Source organism: Pectobacterium carotovorum, assembly GCF_900129615.1.
Classification (GTDB): domain Bacteria; phylum Pseudomonadota; class Gammaproteobacteria; order Enterobacterales; family Enterobacteriaceae; genus Pectobacterium; species Pectobacterium carotovorum.
Map to the genome: position 1 here is coordinate 26,781 of NZ_FQWI01000008.1, position 17,516 is coordinate 44,296.

General features: G+C 51.1%; 13 protein-coding genes. 6 read left to right on the forward strand and 7 right to left on the reverse strand.

Going from position 1 to position 17,516, the window contains the following annotated elements; translation table 11 throughout:
• The first annotated feature begins 230 nt into the window (after positions 1 to 230).
• The 4 genes from pelA (at position 231) to pelZ (ending at position 6,430) form a co-directional block, all read left to right on the forward strand.
• Positions 231 to 1,355, forward strand: coding sequence for a pectate lyase PelA (gene pelA / locus BUB06_RS15840; RefSeq protein ID WP_010297052.1), 1,125 nt, complete (start codon positions 231 to 233; stop codon positions 1,353 to 1,355).
• 668 nt (positions 1,356 to 2,023) lie between these two features.
• A complete protein-coding gene (gene pelB / locus BUB06_RS15845; protein WP_010297054.1) occupies positions 2,024 to 3,148 on the forward strand; it encodes a pectate lyase PelB in 1,125 nt (374 codons plus the stop codon).
• Between the two features lie 710 nt (positions 3,149 to 3,858).
• Entirely contained in the window at positions 3,859 to 4,983 is a 1,125-nt protein-coding gene (gene pelC, locus BUB06_RS15850; protein WP_010297068.1) for a pectate lyase PelC, read from the forward strand.
• A 169-nt stretch (positions 4,984 to 5,152) separates the two neighbouring features.
• The gene (gene pelZ, locus BUB06_RS15855) at positions 5,153 to 6,430 is read left to right on the forward strand and encodes a pectate lyase PelZ (RefSeq protein WP_010297071.1); all 1,278 of its coding nucleotides are present in this window, start codon (positions 5,153 to 5,155) and stop codon (positions 6,428 to 6,430) included.
• 80 nt (positions 6,431 to 6,510) lie between these two features.
• Here pelZ and ppiA read toward each other — a convergent pair whose 3' ends face one another.
• The 7 genes from ppiA to BUB06_RS15890 form a co-directional block, all read right to left on the reverse strand.
• Complete coding sequence (gene ppiA, locus BUB06_RS15860; RefSeq protein ID WP_010297073.1) at positions 6,511 to 7,095, reverse strand: peptidylprolyl isomerase A; 585 nt, start codon at positions 7,093 to 7,095, stop codon at positions 6,511 to 6,513.
• A 206-nt stretch (positions 7,096 to 7,301) separates the two neighbouring features.
• Positions 7,302 to 8,078, reverse strand: a complete 777-nt coding sequence (locus tag BUB06_RS15865) for an ABC transporter ATP-binding protein (protein WP_175552173.1) — start codon at positions 8,076 to 8,078, stop codon at positions 7,302 to 7,304.
• A 44-nt stretch (positions 8,079 to 8,122) separates the two neighbouring features.
• Positions 8,123 to 9,010 carry an ABC transporter ATP-binding protein gene (locus tag BUB06_RS15870; protein WP_080726795.1) on the reverse strand — a complete coding sequence of 296 codons (888 nt, stop codon included), beginning with the start codon at positions 9,008 to 9,010 and terminating at the stop codon, positions 8,123 to 8,125.
• Positions 8,982 to 9,863 (reverse strand): ABC transporter permease, encoded by an 882-nt coding sequence (locus tag BUB06_RS15875; protein ID WP_117590536.1) that lies wholly within the window; start codon positions 9,861 to 9,863, stop codon positions 8,982 to 8,984. The genes BUB06_RS15870 and BUB06_RS15875 overlap by 29 nt, the downstream gene beginning before the upstream one ends.
• A 38-nt stretch (positions 9,864 to 9,901) precedes the next feature.
• Positions 9,902 to 10,942, reverse strand: coding sequence for an ABC transporter permease (locus BUB06_RS15880; protein WP_010297086.1), 1,041 nt, complete (start codon positions 10,940 to 10,942; stop codon positions 9,902 to 9,904).
• A 132-nt stretch (positions 10,943 to 11,074) separates the two neighbouring features.
• Entirely contained in the window at positions 11,075 to 12,685 is a 1,611-nt protein-coding gene (locus BUB06_RS15885; RefSeq protein ID WP_039474002.1) for an ABC transporter substrate-binding protein, read from the reverse strand.
• Between the two features lie 99 nt (positions 12,686 to 12,784).
• Entirely contained in the window at positions 12,785 to 13,939 is a 1,155-nt protein-coding gene (locus BUB06_RS15890; RefSeq protein WP_039474313.1) for a mandelate racemase family protein, read from the reverse strand.
• Positions 13,940 to 14,575: 636 nt separating this feature from the next.
• On the opposite strand from BUB06_RS15890, the gene nirB reads away from it, so the two are divergent.
• Positions 14,576 to 17,128 carry a nitrite reductase large subunit NirB gene (nirB, locus tag BUB06_RS15895; protein WP_039474004.1) on the forward strand — a complete coding sequence of 851 codons (2,553 nt, stop codon included), beginning with the start codon at positions 14,576 to 14,578 and terminating at the stop codon, positions 17,126 to 17,128.
• Complete coding sequence (gene nirD, locus BUB06_RS15900) at positions 17,125 to 17,493, forward strand: nitrite reductase small subunit NirD (RefSeq protein WP_010277621.1); 369 nt, start codon at positions 17,125 to 17,127, stop codon at positions 17,491 to 17,493. Before nirB ends, nirD begins: the two co-directional genes overlap by 4 nt.
• The last annotated feature ends 23 nt before the right edge of the window (positions 17,494 to 17,516 follow it).

Consider the following 17,516-nt stretch of genomic DNA (forward strand, 5'->3'; position numbering starts at 1 on the left):
TGGAAATTGGTTTCTATTTAAAAGTAATAAACACAAATCCTCTCAGCTGTCCTCTGTTATTTAATTAATATATTTAACGCCCCATCTTGTATTGTTTATTTTTTCTGTTAACACTTAGCTCGGCTTTATAGACAAACCTTAATTTCATTTTTGTTGAAACAGCCCTTTTAAATTACACAGGGTGTGTAGTGATAAATACCCAAAAAATTCTATGTCAAGGAGAGTACATAATGAAATACCTACTGCCTTCTGCAGCAGCTGGGCTGTTGCTGCTCGCTGCCCAACCGACAATGGCGGCAAATACGGGGGGTTATGCCACCACTGACGGCGGCGACGTTTCTGGTGCTGTGAAAAAAACGGCGCGTTCTCTGCAAGAGATCGTCGATATCATTGAGGCTGCGAAAAAGGACTCAAGCGGTAAAGCGGTCAAAGGCGGAGCCTACCCGCTCGTTATTACCTACAACGGTAATGAAGATGCACTAATCAAAGCCGCCGAAGCTAACATCTGCGGCCAGTGGAGCAAAGATCCGCGCGGTGTAGAAATCAAAGAGTTCACCAAAGGGATCACCATCCTCGGTACCAACGGTTCTTCCGCTAACTTCGGTATCTGGCTGGTAAACTCCTCCAACGTTGTCGTGCGTAACATGCGCTTCGGCTATATGCCGGGCGGAGCAAAAGATGGTGATGCCATCCGTATCGATAACTCACCGAACGTCTGGATCGACCACAACGAGATCTTCGCCAAGAACTTCGAATGTGCCGGTACGCCAGACAACGACACCACCTTTGAATCCGCGGTTGATATCAAGAAAGCCTCAACCAACGTCACCGTGTCGTACAACTATATCCATGGCGTGAAAAAGGTAGGGTTGAGCGGTTCAAGCAACACGGATACCGGTCGTAACCTGACTTACCATCACAATATTTACAGCGATGTTAACTCACGTCTGCCGCTGCAACGTGGTGGTCAAGTGCATGCTTATAACAACCTGTATGACGGCATCAAAAGCTCAGGCTTTAACGTCCGTCAGAAAGGGATCGCGCTGATCGAAAGTAACTGGTTCGAAAATGCGCTCAACCCAGTGACCGCACGTAATGACGATTCCAACTTCGGTACCTGGGAACTCCGTAACAACAACATTACCAGCCCATCTGATTTTGCTAAATACAATATCACTTGGGGTAAACCATCCACCCCGCACATCAATGCGGATGACTGGAAGAGCACCGGTAAATTCCCAGCCGTCCCATATAGCTACTCTCCAGTTTCTGCACAGTGCGTGAAGGATAAACTGGCAAGCTACGCAGGCGTAGGTAAAAACCTGGCAGTACTGACAGCAGCCAACTGTAAATAAACGTGTTAAGCCCGACGCATTCATTCTGCGCCGGGTGCTTCCTGAGCGAGTGCTTCGGCCTCGCTCATTTTTAAGGGACCAGCGCAAGGTTGTCAGCGTGACCTTCATGAAAACAGACGTCATGCTAATGATCATTTAGCCAATAAACCGCGATGAATGATGAAGTCTATTTTCCGCTTATCACATAAAGAAACGCCATATAGCGACTCATAATAATTATTTTTTAACAAACTAAAATTCACTATAAAATTGATTCATCACGTAAACAATATTGAATAGGCCTGTGATAGTATATTTTGACTTAAGATGACTTCCTTACCCTAGCAACAGCGATTGCCACAATAGAAAATAACCATTTAAAACCCAACCAATAAAGAAACCCGAGTGCATTTATTATCCGCTAAAAAACTAACCTTATGATTTAAGGTTACTTTAAAAGAAAACTGTTTCCTATAAAATCATAATTATCCAATCATCAGTATTACAAAATGTTTCAACTGCAATACATTTAACATTTCACCCTTGAACTGATCTTATTTTTTGACCACACTCCCCTTGGTTTTTCACAAAAATTGAAATTCATTTTTGTTGAAAAATTTGTATCTGTTACATCGGGCATAGGGATCGATAAATGCCCATGAAAATTCTATTCCAAGGAGATTGTGATAATGAAATACCTATTGCCTACGGCAGCCGCCGGATTGCTATTACTCGCGGCTCAACCCGCAATGGCCGCCAATACGGGCGGCTATGCCACTACGGATGGCGGTGACGTGTCTGGTGCCGTGAAAAAAACGGCACGTTCTATGAAAGAAATTGTGGATATTATTGAAGCCGCGCAAGTGGATTCAAAAGGCAAGAAAGTCAAAGGCGGTGCTTACCCGCTCATCATCACCTATAGCGGTAACGAAGATTCATTAATCAAAGCGGCTGAAAAGAATATCTGCGGCCAGTGGAGTAAGGACGCACGCGGCGTACAAATCAAAGAGTTCACCAAAGGCATTACTATCCAGGGCACCAATGGCTCATCTGCCAACTTCGGTGTTTGGATCGTGAATTCTTCTAACGTCGTGGTACGTAACATGCGCTTTGGCTATATGCCGGGCGGCGCGCAAGACGGCGATGCCATTCGTATCGATAACTCACCGAACGTCTGGATCGACCACAACGAGATCTTTGCCAAGAACTTTGAGTGTAAAGGTACGCCAGACAATGACACCACCTTTGAATCAGCGATTGATATCAAGAAAGGGTCAACTAACGTCACCGTATCCTACAACTATATTCATGGCATCAAGAAAGTTGGCCTGAGCGGTGCAAGCAATACAGATACGGGTCGTAACCTGACTTACCATCACAATATCTATCGCGATGTTAACTCACGTCTGCCGCTGCAGCGTGGTGGTCTGGTTCACGCGTACAACAACCTGTATGACGGCATCACCGGTTCAGGCTTTAACGTGCGTCAGAAAGGGATCGCGCTGATTGAAAGCAACTGGTTCGAAAATGCGCTCAACCCAGTGACAGCACGTAACGACAGTTCCAACTTCGGTACTTGGGAACTCCGTAACAACAACATTACCAGCCCATCTGATTTTGCTAAATACAAAATCACCTGGGGCAAACCTTCCTCTCCTCACATCAATGCAGATGACTGGAAGAGTACTGGTAAGTTCCCTTCCATCTCCTATAAGTACACCCCAGTTTCTGCGCAGTGCGTGAAGGATAAACTGGCAAACTATGCTGGTGTAGGCAAAAACCTGGCAGTACTGACAGCGGCTAACTGCAAATAAACGTGGTCAGGCTTTCTCTGTCGAATCAAGACAGGAAGCAATAAGCCTGAATGTTCCGCGGCCATGACTCTTCGCGCTAAGACATGGTTCTATCCGAGCGAGCTCTAAGAGCTCGCTCGTTTTTTATGGAATCTACGCATGAGAGTGGATAGGCATTCCTAAAAAGTATGCATACATTAAATACCAAGCTAATTATTTTGATGGTAAATTAATGGCTTGATTTATTAATGAAGAAACCATCCTTTAATTAAGGATTAATCGATAAAAATAACGGCATTCAATCAACACATGATTAATTAATAATTTGATCGGCATCAAATATCTCTTACGCCATCCTCTCAATGAGGAATTTTTACTTATTTATTGATGTCGCTCACAGTTATCGCCTCTATCAAATCGCATTCAACAGTGAGTAATAAAACGAAATATAATTTTATTTTTCATAAAAATTCAAAGCGGCTTAATTTTAGAAAAAATGAAAAAAATATTATCTTTTAAAATAGTTACTTATTATCCATGCGTATTTCCATCGTTATTCATCCTATATATTTAATATCGAAATATTGAATTCTTTTATTTTTATGGTAAGACTTAATTGGGATTTCAATAAACCCTGATTTCATTTTTATTGAAACACCGAAATAATATAATCTGGGTTATGTGGATCATAAATGCCCAAACAAAAATTCAATTCCAAGGAGAGTACCTTAATGAAATACCTACTACCTTCTGCAGCCGCTGGGCTGTTATTGCTTGCGGCCCAACCAACGATGGCGGCAAATACGGGGGGTTATGCTACCACTGACGGTGGTGACGTTGCCGGTGCCGTGAAAAAAACGGCGCGCTCCATGCAAGACATCATTGATATCATCGAAGCCGCGAAGCTGGATTCCAATGGTAAGAAAGTCAAAGGTGGTGCTTATCCGCTCGTCATCACCTATAACGGTAATGAAGACGCGCTGATCAAAGCCGCAGAGAACGATATCTGCGGTCAGTGGAAGAAAGACGCTCGCGGTGTAGAAATCAAAGAATTCACCAAAGGGATTACCATCATCGGAACCAATGGATCGTCCGCCAACTTCGGGATCTGGCTGACAAAATCATCCGATATCGTCATACGTAACATGCGCTTTGGTTACATGCCGGGCGGCGCGCAGGATGGTGATGCCATTCGTATCGATAACACGCCGAACGTCTGGATCGACCACAACGAAATCTTCGCCAAAAACTTTGAATGCGCAGGTACAAAAGACGGTGACACGACATTCGAATCCGCGATTGATATCAAGAAAGCGTCAACCAACGTGACCGTGTCGTACAACTACATTCATGGCATCAAAAAAGTGGGGCTGAGCGGCTTCAGCAGCAGCGATACGGGCCGTGACCTGACTTATCATCACAATATTTACGACGACGTTAACGCTCGCCTCCCACTGCAACGTGGTGGTCAGGTTCACGCTTACAACAACTTGTATACTGGCATCACCAGCTCTGGCCTGAACGTGCGTCAGAAAGGGATTGCGCTGATCGAACGTAACTGGTTCGAGAATGCGAAAAACCCAGTGACCTCACGTTATGACGGTTCCAACTTCGGTACGTGGGAACTGCGTAATAACAACGTCATGAGCCCAGCCGACTTCGCTAAATACAACATCACTTGGGATAAAGATACCAAACCCTACGTGAATGCCGAAGACTGGAAAAGCACTGGTACGTTCGCTTCTGTTCCTTACAGCTACTCTCCAGTTTCTGCACAGTGCGTGAAGGACAAACTGGCGAACTATGCTGGCGTGAACAAAAACCTTGCCGTGCTAACAGCAGCAAATTGCAACTAGTTGCAAAGCGTGAAAGGTAAATAAGCGAATTGCAGGCTCCGTCCCTCATTGTCCTGTGCTAACCGGAGCCTGCAAACAAGCTTAACGCCCGTCGGTTTATCGTTCGGGCCGCACTTGAGCGAACCCTAAGGGCTCGCTCATTTTTATCGTTAATATTCAAGGAAATGAAATGAAACGTTCTCTTCTGTTCGCCGCACTGTTCAGCACCGGCTTAGTGTTTAGTGTTGGCATACCGATGGCAAGCGCCGCCACACCGGCTGCACCAGAGTTGAAAGGATTCGGAACGGATACCGTAGCAGGCAGCGGTGGACGCATTATTCGCGTCACCACGCTAGCCTCTTCCGGGGCAGGTTCACTCAGGGAAGCGCTGGCTGCCAAAGGTCCGCGCATTATCGTTTTTGAGGTTGGCGGCATTATCGACCTGAATAAAAGTGACCTTAGATTAAGCGAGCCATTTGTCACCATCGCTGGCCAGACCGCTCCCTCTCCCGGTATCACCATCATTCGCGGCGGAATGGGGATCAGCACACATGATGTGCTGATGCAGCATATTCGTTTTCGCATCGGCGATGCCGGGACGGGTAAAAAAAGCGGCTTTGAACGCGATGTTTCCATCAACGGCAAAGATGCCTACAACGTCGTGATCGACCACTCTAGTTTCGCCTGGGGTACGGACGAAAACCTGTCTATTTCCGGCCCACGTTATGACGGGCCGCAGGGCACCGCACACCGCATCACGCTTTCGAATAATATCGTTGCTGAAGGCCTATACGATTCGGCTCACACCAAAGGTATTCACTCGATGGGGACGCTGGTTCACGATAACGTGACCGACGTATCGATCGTGGGCAGCCTGTATGCGCACAACAACGAGCGTAACGCCTGGTTCAAAGCAGGTTCTACGGGTGTCATGGTCAATAACCTGATCTACAACCCCGGCATTTGGGGCGTTCGCGTCGGTGGAGTAAAAGGAGAGTGGGAAGGGAAAACCATGCCCGCCAGCCCACGCGTCTCCGTTGCGGGTAACGTGATGCACTACGGCGCAAATACCAAAGCAGGTTTAGGACTGGTAGGAAGCAACAGCTCCGGCGATGTCTGGATGTCAGATAACCTCGCGTACGATGCTCAGGGAAAAACGGCGCCGCAAACATCAGGCAGCGGGATTAATTTACTCAAAGTGTCCCCTATTTGGCCTGCGGGCTTAACGGCATCACCGGCCAGCGCCGTAACCAATCAGGTACTGCAAAGTGCAGGCGCACGCCCTAAAGATCGTGATGCCGTTGATAAACGTATCGTGGAGAATTTCAAACAGCGGAAAGGTGGCTTCGTGAATAGTCAGGAAGACGTCGGCGGCTATCCCGTTGCAACCGCGACCTACCGTCAGTTGAACGTACCGAGCACCGGCGTGGACGCGTGGCTACAGCAAATGGCTAAAGCGTTGGAATAATGCAGTCGTTGATACGTTAACGTTAAGATCGACAAAGGCCACATCAGTGGCCTTTGTCGTATTCTCGGTTCTTTGCTTATCTATTTTGCCAATCCGGGCAGCACTTTCGCAGACTGAATCACGACTGGCGTGGTCGGCACATTCTGGTAAGGCCCGACATTCTTCGTTGGCACCTGAGAGATCTTATCTACAACTTCCATGCCCTTCACCACTTTACCGAACACTGCGTAACCAAAATCACGCTGGCCGTGATCGAGGAACGCGTTGTCCGCGACGTTGATAAAGAACTGGCTGGTCGCACTGTCTTTATCAGACGTGCGCGCCATGGCGATCGTGCCGCGCTGGTTACGTAAACCGTTATCGGCTTCATTCTTGATCGGTGCATTGGTCGCTTTTTGGCTCATTTCGCCAGAAAAGCCGCCGCCCTGCACCATAAAACCAGGGATCACACGGTGAAATGTCGTCCCATTATAAAAACCGTTGTTAACGTACTCGACGAAATTTTTTACCGAAACCGGTGCCTTTTGATTATCTAAAGACAGTTCGATATTGCCCGCAGACGTCGTTAACAGCACACGCGTGGTGGTGTCGGAAGCCGCAAAGGCGGGAGAAAATGCCGTCAGTGAAATAAGGGCTGCCGCAGCAACCAGAGTACGTTTGAACATGAGAATTCCTTTTTGAAGAGGCCGACTACAGAAAGCGTAATGATTGTAAGTATCCGCACTCTTCAACGCTACCCATTTACCTTTTTTTACGTATAAAAGTCTGTTCGTAACCAACTGTGAGCGAAAACCTGTGCGCAAGATAAAAAAAGGGCCGATTGCTCGGCCCTCATGATGATTATCGCGTAGCGCGACGAGTCCATACTTACCTAGCCCATACGCTCCGAACGCACTGCCAGATCGCGGCTGTACTGACGGCTGGCGTCCACCAGCATGGAGGTGTACGCGTCCTTCGGTACATCGCTGGTCAGGTCGTCGGTTTCCAGCGTTTCCAGTATCTTACCGTATTGCATCACCGCCACTTTATGACACAGGTGGGAAATCACGCCCAAGTCATGCGTCACCATCAGGTAGGTCAGCTTTTCCTGCTGCTGCAACTCCGTTAGTAGATTGAGAATTTCCGCCTGCACCGACACATCCAGCGCCGACGTCGGCTCATCCAGCAGCAGAACTCTAGGCTCCAGAATCAGCGCTCGGGCAATCGCTACACGCTGACGCTGCCCGCCCGAAAGCTGGTGCGGATAACGGCGGCGGAATTGCGTTCCCAGCCCTACCTTCTTCAGCAAGGTATCGATACGATCGTCACGATCGTCAAAACGGTGGATCGACAGCGGCTCTTCCAGAATCGACTCTACCGTATGACGGGGATGCAGCGATCCATACGGATCCTGAAACACCATCTGCACCCGGCGGCAGCGCGCCTGATCGATTCGGTGTGCCAGTTTCTTCCCATCAATATGCAGCGTGCCTTCCCAGTGATTAAATAGCCCAGCCAGACACTTCAGCACCGTGGTTTTGCCGGAACCCGATTCCCCTACCAGACCAAAGATATCGCCGTCGTTGACGGTAAGGTTCACATCGTACAATACCTGATTCGCCGTGCTGCCCTGCCCAAAAGAGAGATTCAGGTTATTCACTTCGATCATCGGCTTGCGCTGACTCATTGCTTCAGTTGCCATGATTATCCCCTTTATCCATTGATCCAGGCTGGATCGCGATTCATCACCGGCAAACGCGGGCGTCGATGGTCAATATCCGGCAGTGAATTCAGCAGCCCACGCGTGTACGGATGCTGCGCGTTGTCCAGATCGGCGGCAGCAATGGATTCCACGACGCGCCCGGCATACATCACCAACACCCGATCGCAGAAGCTACGTACCAGATTGATATCGTGGCTGATGAAAATCAGCCCCAGACCGCGCTCGCTGACCAGATCGTCCAGCATCGCTAGCACTTGCAGTCGCACGGACACATCCAGTGCGGAGGTCGGTTCATCGGCAATCACGATTTCGGGTTCAGTAATCAGCATCATCGCAATCATGATGCGCTGCCCCTGTCCGCCCGAGATCTCATGAGGGTACAGATTGTATACGCGCTCTGGCTGACGAATACGTACCACGTCTAGCATCGCCATGACCTTTTCCTTCGCATCGCGGTGCGACACCCTATGGTGCGCCAGATAGGCTTCGGCAATCTGATCGCCAACGCACACCACCGGATTCAGCGAATATTTTGGGTCCTGCATAATCATGGAGATGCGCTTGCCGCGGATCTGACGCATCCGCGCCTCATCCGCTTTCAGCAGGTCGGTATCGCCGAAGCGCAGTTTATCCGCCGTAATCCGCGCGCTGTGCGGATGCAGTTGCAGCAATGCACGGCCGACCGTCGATTTACCGGAGCCGGATTCGCCGACAATCGCCAGCTTTTCACAGCCAAGCGTGAAGGAGACGCCGCGCACGGCATCCGTCACAGCACCACGGTTCACGAAGCTTACCCGCAAATTTTCCACTTCCATCAAGGGCGAGCTTCCCGGCGCACGTTGAGAAGACTTATTCAGTTCTGGGATCGAGGATGTCACGTAGGCCGTCTCCAAGGAAGTTGAACGCCAGGCTGTTAATCAAAATCGCCAGCCCCGGAATAGTTACTAACCACCAGCACTCCATCATGTAACGACGACCCGCAGAGATCATCGCGCCCCATTCAGGATCGGGCGGCTGTGCCCCCAACCCCAGAAAGCCAAGACCCGCCGCTGTCAGAATGATGCCCGCCATATTCATGGTGATACGAATAATCACCGACGGCAGACACAGCGGCACAATGTGGTGCAGCAGGATGCGGATAGAGGATGCGCCTTGCAGCTTCACGGCAGAAACAAAGTCCGCGTGACGCAGCGACAGCGTCTCCGCCCTTGCCAGACGGGCAATCGGCGGCCAGGCCGTCAGCGTAATCGCGATCACCACATGTTCCAGACCCGGGCCAAGCGCCGCAACGAACGCCAGCGCCAACACCAGACTAGGGAACGAAATGAAGATATCGGTGATACGCATCAAGATGGTATCGACGATACCGCCGTAATACCCTGCCACCACGCCCAGCGCCAGCCCGATAGGCCCAACGGTGACCGACACCAGCGCAACGATATACAGCGTGATGCGTGAACCATAGACCAGACGACTAAACACATCGCGCCCAAACTCATCGGTGCCAAAGTAATGCGCCGCACTTGGAGCCTGTAACGCGTTAGCCAAATCCTGTGCCAGCGGATCGTGCGTGGCGATCCACGGCGCGAAGATGGCGACCAAAATCAACATCAGCACAATCGCAGAACCAATTGCGGTCAGCGGATTGCGCATCATCGTCAAGAGAAACCCGCCGATTCGCGCACCGCGTAGCCGCAGGCGGCTCACACGTTTTTCCGGCGGCGTCCGCATTACCGATTCACGGCTGACTGGCGGCTCAGAGGAAATATTCATGCGTTCGTCCTCGGATCAAAGATTTGATACAACATGTCCGACAGCAGGTTAAGCGTCACGAAGATCAACCCGACTAGCAGCACACATCCCATAACCGCGTTCATATCCCCCAGCAGCAGGCTACCTGTCAGATAGGAGCCAAAGCCCGGCCATGAGAAGACCGTTTCGATCAGTACCGCCCCTTCCAGCAGCGAGCCATACGCCAGCGCCACCACCGTCAGAAGCTGAACCAGAATATTGCGAAACGCGTGCGCCCAGACGACACGGAACTCGGACAGCCCTTTCACTCGCGCGGTAATGATGTATTCCTGCGAAAGCTGCGCCAGCATGAAGCTGCGCGTCATACGGCTGATATAGGCCAGCGAGTGGAAACCAAGAATCGTGGCTGGCAACACCAGATGGTTCAGCGCGCTACGGAACACATCCCACTCGCCTGCCAGCAGTGAATCCACCAGCAGCAGGCCGGTACGGTTCTCCACCAGACCGTCGTAGGCCATATCAACCCGTCCGGCACCGCCCACCCAATTCAGCCAGGCATAAAACACCAGCAGACCCATCATCCCGACCCAGAATATCGGCGTGGAATAACCGGCCAGACTGATAAAGCGCACCACATAGTCCGCCCACTTGCCGCGTCGTGCCGCAGCCAACACGCCTAGCGGTATGCCCAGACCAGCACCGACGATAATCGCCATCGTTGCCAGCTCAACGGTTGCCGGGAAAACGCGGATAATATCATCCATAACCGGCCGGCCGGTCAGGAGCGCATTGCCCAGATCTCCATGCATCAGTGAATTGAAGTAAATAAAGAACTGCACATACAGCGGCTTATCCAACCCCAGCTGTTGGTAAACCTGTTGATAGGTACTTTGGTCGGCATCCTGTCCGACAATAGCCAGGACTGGATCGATTGGCATCACGCGGCCGATCACGAAGGTCAGGATTAATAATCCGAACAGCGTGACGACGACCTGAAACAGACGTTTTGCCAAACGACGCAGTACTCCACCCGGCTTGATCCAATCAGAGAAAACCATGTTCTTTCTCCTGATATCCCGGTGAGCGGCGACAGCAAATCACCACTCACGCGGTTATCTCTTTTTAACGTATCTGATCGGGATGATTAGCCGGGAACGTATCGGCTAATCATCCGGTTTAACGTGTGGACACTAGCGCTGCTTATACACCTCACGCAGATGCGTCGTAGAAGACGGATGCGGCACATAGCCTTTCACGTCCTTACGCAACACCACAGAATCGATCATCTGCGACACCGGAATGATGGCCGGGAACAGTTCTTCATAGCGATTCTGCACGTTGATATACATCTGCTTCTGTTTCTGAGGATCTTTCTCCAACAGCGCCTGATCGATCATGTCGTTCAGAGGCTTGTCGTAGAAAGAGGTGCGCCAGCCTTGGAAGTTGGTCAGTTTGGCTTCGTCGCTGTTATCCGGGTTATAGACAACAGAACGCAGGCTGGAGTGAGGATGCGGATCGACGCCACCGCCGCCGCGGCCGACCAGCATATCGAAGTTACGATCGCGCATCGCGCCGTAAACCTGATTACCGGTGCCGGAGATGATTTTGGCTTTGATGCCCGCCTGTGCCAGCGTGGACTGTACCGACGTCGCCAAATTCAGGAACGGCTGATCGGACAGGACACGCAGCGTGGTTTCAAATCCATTCGGGTAGCCCGCTTCGGCCAGCAGCGCCTTGGCGCGTGGCACATCCAGCTTGTAGCCAGGATCCGGCAACGTCGCATCCATCCCTTTCTGGATAGGGCGCTGATGATAGAAACCATAGCCAGGCATTACCGTCTTATTGACGCCATCGTAATCAATCAGGTAACGAACCGCTTCGCGCACTTTCGGTTTAGCGAAGTATTCGTTTTTCAGGCTCATTGCAACGTAGTACAGCGTGCCTTTTTTCACTTCATCAACCACAACGTCTTTATCTTGTTTCAATGCATTGATATCCGGCACCGACATCCCAGAGGCAACATCAATATCGCCTTTTTCAATCATCAGGCGCAGCGCCTGTGACTCGGTCATGTGACGGAAAATCACGCGGCGCATTTTCGCGTCGCCCTGCCAGTTGTTCTCAACCTTGCTGATGCGCAGCACGTCTTTCGCCTGCCACACGTCCAGCTTGAACGGGCCAGATCCGGCTTCGTTCGTGGTCAGCCAGCCATTACCCCAGTCACCGTTTTTCTCATGCTGCAGAACCGTTTTGCTGTCCAGCACGGAACCGCTACCCAGCGTCGCCAACGAGTAAAGCACCAGTTTTGGATCGTTCGGTTTTGGCAGTTCGATTTCAACGGTGTGTGCGTCTTTGGCGCGGATCATTTTCTCCACGTTTTCCGCAGTGAAGCCGTAGGATTTCCACGTCGTGGCCTGTGCCATGTTGAGGTTAAGCAGACGCTTCATCGACCAGGCGAAGTCTTGCGCCGTCACGGGGTTACCGGAATGGAACTTGGCGTTATCCACCAGATTGAAGGTAATGACGTTGCCCGCATCATTGACGCTCCAGCTTTTCGCCAGAGAAGGCTGGATGTTACTCAGATTGGCGGGATCCAGCACCACCAGCGAGTCATAGAGGTTGACGATAATGCCCACCACTTCGTTACCGGTCATGGCGGCCGGATCGAGTGAGAGCATGTTGTTCATGTTCATCCCCACGATCAGCTGATCGTCAGGGGTTTTTGCCGATAGAATGGCCGGCGTGGCGGCCATGCAGAGTGAACCTAACAGCAGGGTACGGAGTATTGCTCGTGCTTTCATCATTATTCTCCAAGGTGTGGGAGCATGGAAGACGACAACTTTTTATTTTTTAGGTAAGGCTATCTTTCAGATCGAACAAAAAACCATTAGAACAAAACGTTATTCTTTACTTAGGGTATGCTCCTCAATCCAGTCAAAATTAATATCTTCTCCCAGCCCCGGACGTTGCGGCAGATGCGCAAAGCCCTCGTTGTCCATCGGATCGACAATCGAATTCAGATACGCAGCAGGTTCGTCATAATCGAGGAAAGGATGCAGCAGCCCGCGCTCATACCAGCGGCAGTTTTTGATCGCCCCAACGACGTTGAGGTTTGGCGCACCGTTACCGTGAACTTCGCAGTCCATACCGAAGGATTCTGCCAGGCTCGCGACCTTCATACACGGCCAGAGACCGCCCACGCCTTGCACGCCCGCACGTAAAATGTCGCATGCGCCTTCTTTAACCCAGTCAGCACGGCTGAAGTATTTGCCTGACAGACTTTCCGGCCCGATAACATCGATATCCAGGCTCTTGGTCAGCCAGCTGTAAGACGCCATGCTCTGTTCTTCCATCGGCTCTTCAAACCAGGTGAAATCGAGCTTTTGCAGTTCACGGCCGATGTACAGCGCATCGCTACGGCTGTACCAGTGGTAACCATCCAGCATCAGACAGATATCCGGGCCAACCGCTTCACGTACTGCCGCACAGGCTTGTACGTCAATCTTCGGGCTAGGCGCGAATGACACCGGCGGCATCCAGGTATGCAACTTGATGGCTTTATAGCCGCGCTGCACCAGCTTTTCTGCGAACTGACCGTATTCCTCTGGCGTAGATAAGCCACCTTCCAGCTCATCACCACACATGGTGCTGCCGTAAGCAGGGACTTTTTCACGATAGCCGCCGAGCAGTTTATGCACTGGCATGTTCAGCACACGGCCTTGCAGATCCCACAGTGCGGATTCCACAATCGACAGCGCACGGTCGGTCAGTTGGTTGGCGCTACCGCGTTGCCAGTGCACCAGATCCTGCCACAGGCGCTCACGATCGAACGGGTTCTGCCCGATCAGCACTTTGCGGAAGAAAGCATTAACGATATGAGGGCGAATCACTTCCGGCGGAGCGAAAGCGTAACCTTTTTGCCCATCATCTGCCGTGATGGTTAACAGCGCCATCTTGGCCTGATTTTCAGGTCCCGGGTGTGAATGACCCGCACTGTCGGAAACCCGGCGTGTGGGATAAGTGAAGACGGTGACATCAATTGATTCTATTTTCACGTTGTTACCTGCCTTGATGTTTAACACAACTCATGTACAAGATTTGCGAATGTAAGCTGTATAAATAATTAAAGAATAACTTCACTGACTGTGTTGGCCCTGTCGATAAAAAACACCGCTATTCTTCTGGTACGGCCTCATAAGTCGATCGACGTCACATAAAAGAAATAGCGTGCTAATTAAAAAAAAATGCTGTTTTATTTTCAATTATTAAGGTTGTAACGCCGTTAGTCATTAGGCAATTTCTTCCATATGACGAAATTATGTCGCCGATAACTGTGCAATTGCACACAACCTTGTGAGCATTATCACCAGAAAATTTCATATCCTTATTAAACAAATGGATAATCCCTTAGTTTTATTTTTAAGCATTCAGGAACGTGAATGATTGACGAGGGGGACGATTACTCTGATAGCAGATTGCCCGCTAACCAGTCGGCTTCTGACCAAAAGCGTGCTATAGGTCTCATTTTTGTCAGTCGCTAAAACCCCAACAAAAACCAAGGCTTAAGAAAAAATAAGCAAAATCAGAAAGATACTCATAAAGTAGTATATAAAAGACAATTTGATGTACATCAATAAGCGCCCAGTGTGGAGCGATAAGGTAACCTCAGAAGAAGCAATTTTGAGGCAAAAATGAACAAAGTCAGACTCGCTGTTATCGGTAACGGGATGGTTGGCCACCGTTTTATCGAAGAGTTGCTGGATAAGGCCCCAACGTCCACCTACGATATTACCGTTTTTTGTGAAGAACCCCGCGTCGCCTACGATCGTGTCCACCTCTCTTCTTACTTCGCTCACCACACGGTAGAAGAGCTCTCTTTAGTACGCGAAGGCTACTACGAAAAGAATGGCGTTAAAGTCCTGCTCGGTGAACGCGCCATCACCATCAACCGCAGTGAAAAAGCCATTCACTCCAATTCCGGCCGTACCGTGTATTACGACAAGTTAATCATGGCCACCGGCTCCTATCCGTGGATCCCGTCAATTAAAGGATCAAACGGGCAGGACTGTTTCGTCTACCGCACCATTGAAGATCTGAACGCCATCGAAAACTGCGCACGCCGTAGCAAACGCGGCGCGGTGATCGGCGGGGGTCTATTAGGTCTGGAAGCCGCTGGCGCGCTGAAACACCTTGGCGTGGAAACGCACGTCATTGAGTTCGCCCCGGTGCTCATGGCTGAACAGCTGGATGCACAGGGCGGCGCCCTGCTGCAACGCAAGATTGAAAACATGGGTGTGCGTGTGCACACCAGTAAGAATACGCAGGCCATTCAGCATTCCGGTCTGGAAAACCGCAAAACGATGGTGTTTGCCGACGGCAGCACGCTGGAAGTCGACTTCATCGTGTTCTCGACCGGTATCCGCGCACAGGACAAACTGGCGCGCCAGTGTGCGCTGGAAATCGGCCCACGCGGCGGTATCGCGATTAACGACTGGTGCCAAACCTCCGATCCAGACGTCTACGCTATCGGCGAATGTGCCGCCTGGCAGGGCAGGCCATTTGGGTTGGTCGCCCCCGGCTACAAGATGGCGCAGGTTGCCGTCGACCACCTGTTAGGGCATGAAAACCGATTCCAGGGTGCCGACATGAGCGCCAAGCTCAAGCTGATGGGCGTGGATGTTGGCGGGATTGGTGATGCACACGGCCATACGCCGGGCTCTCGCAGCTACATGTGGCTAGATGAAAATAAAGAAACCTACAAACGTCTGATCGTCAGCGCCGACAATAAAACGCTGCTCGGTGCGGTACTGGTCGGCGACACACGGGATTACGGCAACCTGCTGCAATTCATGCTGAACAAAATCCCGCTGCCGGATTCTCCTGAAGCGCTGATTCTTCCTGCATCCGCTGGCAGTGCGAAACCGACGCTGGGTGTCGATGCGCTGCCAGAAAGTGCGCAAATCTGCTCCTGCTTCGACGTGTCTAAAGGCGACATCATCAAAGCGATTAACGGCGGCTGTCATACTGTCGCGGCGCTTAAGGAAACCACCAAGGCCGGTACAGGCTGCGGCGGCTGTATCCCGCTGCTTACGCAGGTGTTAAACGCGGAACTCAGCAAACAGGGGATCGAAGTCAATAATCACCTGTGTGAACACTTCGCCTATTCGCGTCAGGAGCTGTACCACCTGATCCAAATCGAAAAAATCAAAACGTTCGATCAACTGCTGGAGAAACACGGTTCAGGCTACGGCTGTGAAGTCTGTAAACCAACCGCCGCGTCTCTGTTGGCTTCCTGCTGGAACGAGTACGTGCTCAAACCGCAGCACACGCCGTTGCAGGATTCTAACGATAACTTCCTCGGCAATATCCAGAAAGACGGCACCTACTCCGTGATCCCACGCTCCGCAGGCGGGGAAATCACACCGGATGGCCTGATCGCCATTGGTCGCATCGCGAAGCAATACAACCTGTACACCAAAATGACCGGCTCTCAGCGCATGGCGCTATTCGGCGTACAGAAAGACGATCTACCTGACGTGTGGGCTCAGCTCATCGAAGCCGGGTTTGAAACCGGCCACGCTTACGCCAAGGCGTTACGTATGGCAAAAACCTGCGTCGGCAGCACCTGGTGCCGCTTTGGCGTCGGCGACAGCGTGGGCTTTGGCGTAGAACTGGAAAACCGCTACAAAGGTATCCGCACCCCACACAAAATGAAATTTGGCGTCTCCGGCTGTACGCGGGAATGTGCAGAAGCACAGGGTAAAGACGTGGGGATTATCGCCACCGAAAAAGGCTGGAACCTCTATGTATGCGGCAACGGCGGGATGAAACCGCGCCACGCCGACCTGCTGGCAGCCGACTTAGATCGCGAAACGGTAGTCCGCTATCTGGACCGCTTCATGATGTTCTACATCCGTACAGCCGATAAGCTCCAGCGTACGTCCGTCTGGCTGGATAACCTCGAAGGCGGTATCGACTATCTGCGCAATGTGATTGTGAAAGACAAGCTGGGCATTAACGATCAGCTTGAAGCCGATATCGCACGGCTGCGAGAAGGTTACCTCTGTGAATGGCAGGCAACGCTGGAAGATCCAGAAGCACAGAAACGCTTTGCCCACTTCATTAACAGCCCAGTACGTGACCCGAACGTGCAAATGGTGAGTGAACGTCAACAACACCGTCCGGCGCGCCCTGCCGAGCGCATTCCGGTAAAACAGATTGAACTAGAGGAGGAAAACGCATGAGCCAGTGGACTACGGTATGTAAGTTAGACGACATCCTGCCCGGCACTGGCGTTTGCGCCCTCGTCGAGCAGCAACAGATTGCTGTGTTCCGCCCACGTAACGATGAGCAGGTTTACGCCATCAGCAATATCGATCCGTTCGCGCAGGCGAGCGTATTAAGTCGCGGGATAGTGGGCGAGCATCAGGACGATCTTTGGGTCGCAAGCCCATTGAAAAAACAGCATTTCCGCCTTTATGATGGCTTCTGTCTGGAGGATGGAGCCTATTCTGTTGCAGCTTATGATACTCAGGTAACAAACGGTAATGTGCAAATATCTATCGCAGACCGTGACATCGCGGTTGATAATAGCCAACCATTACCCTAATAACCTGAGCTTTCAAGAGGCGT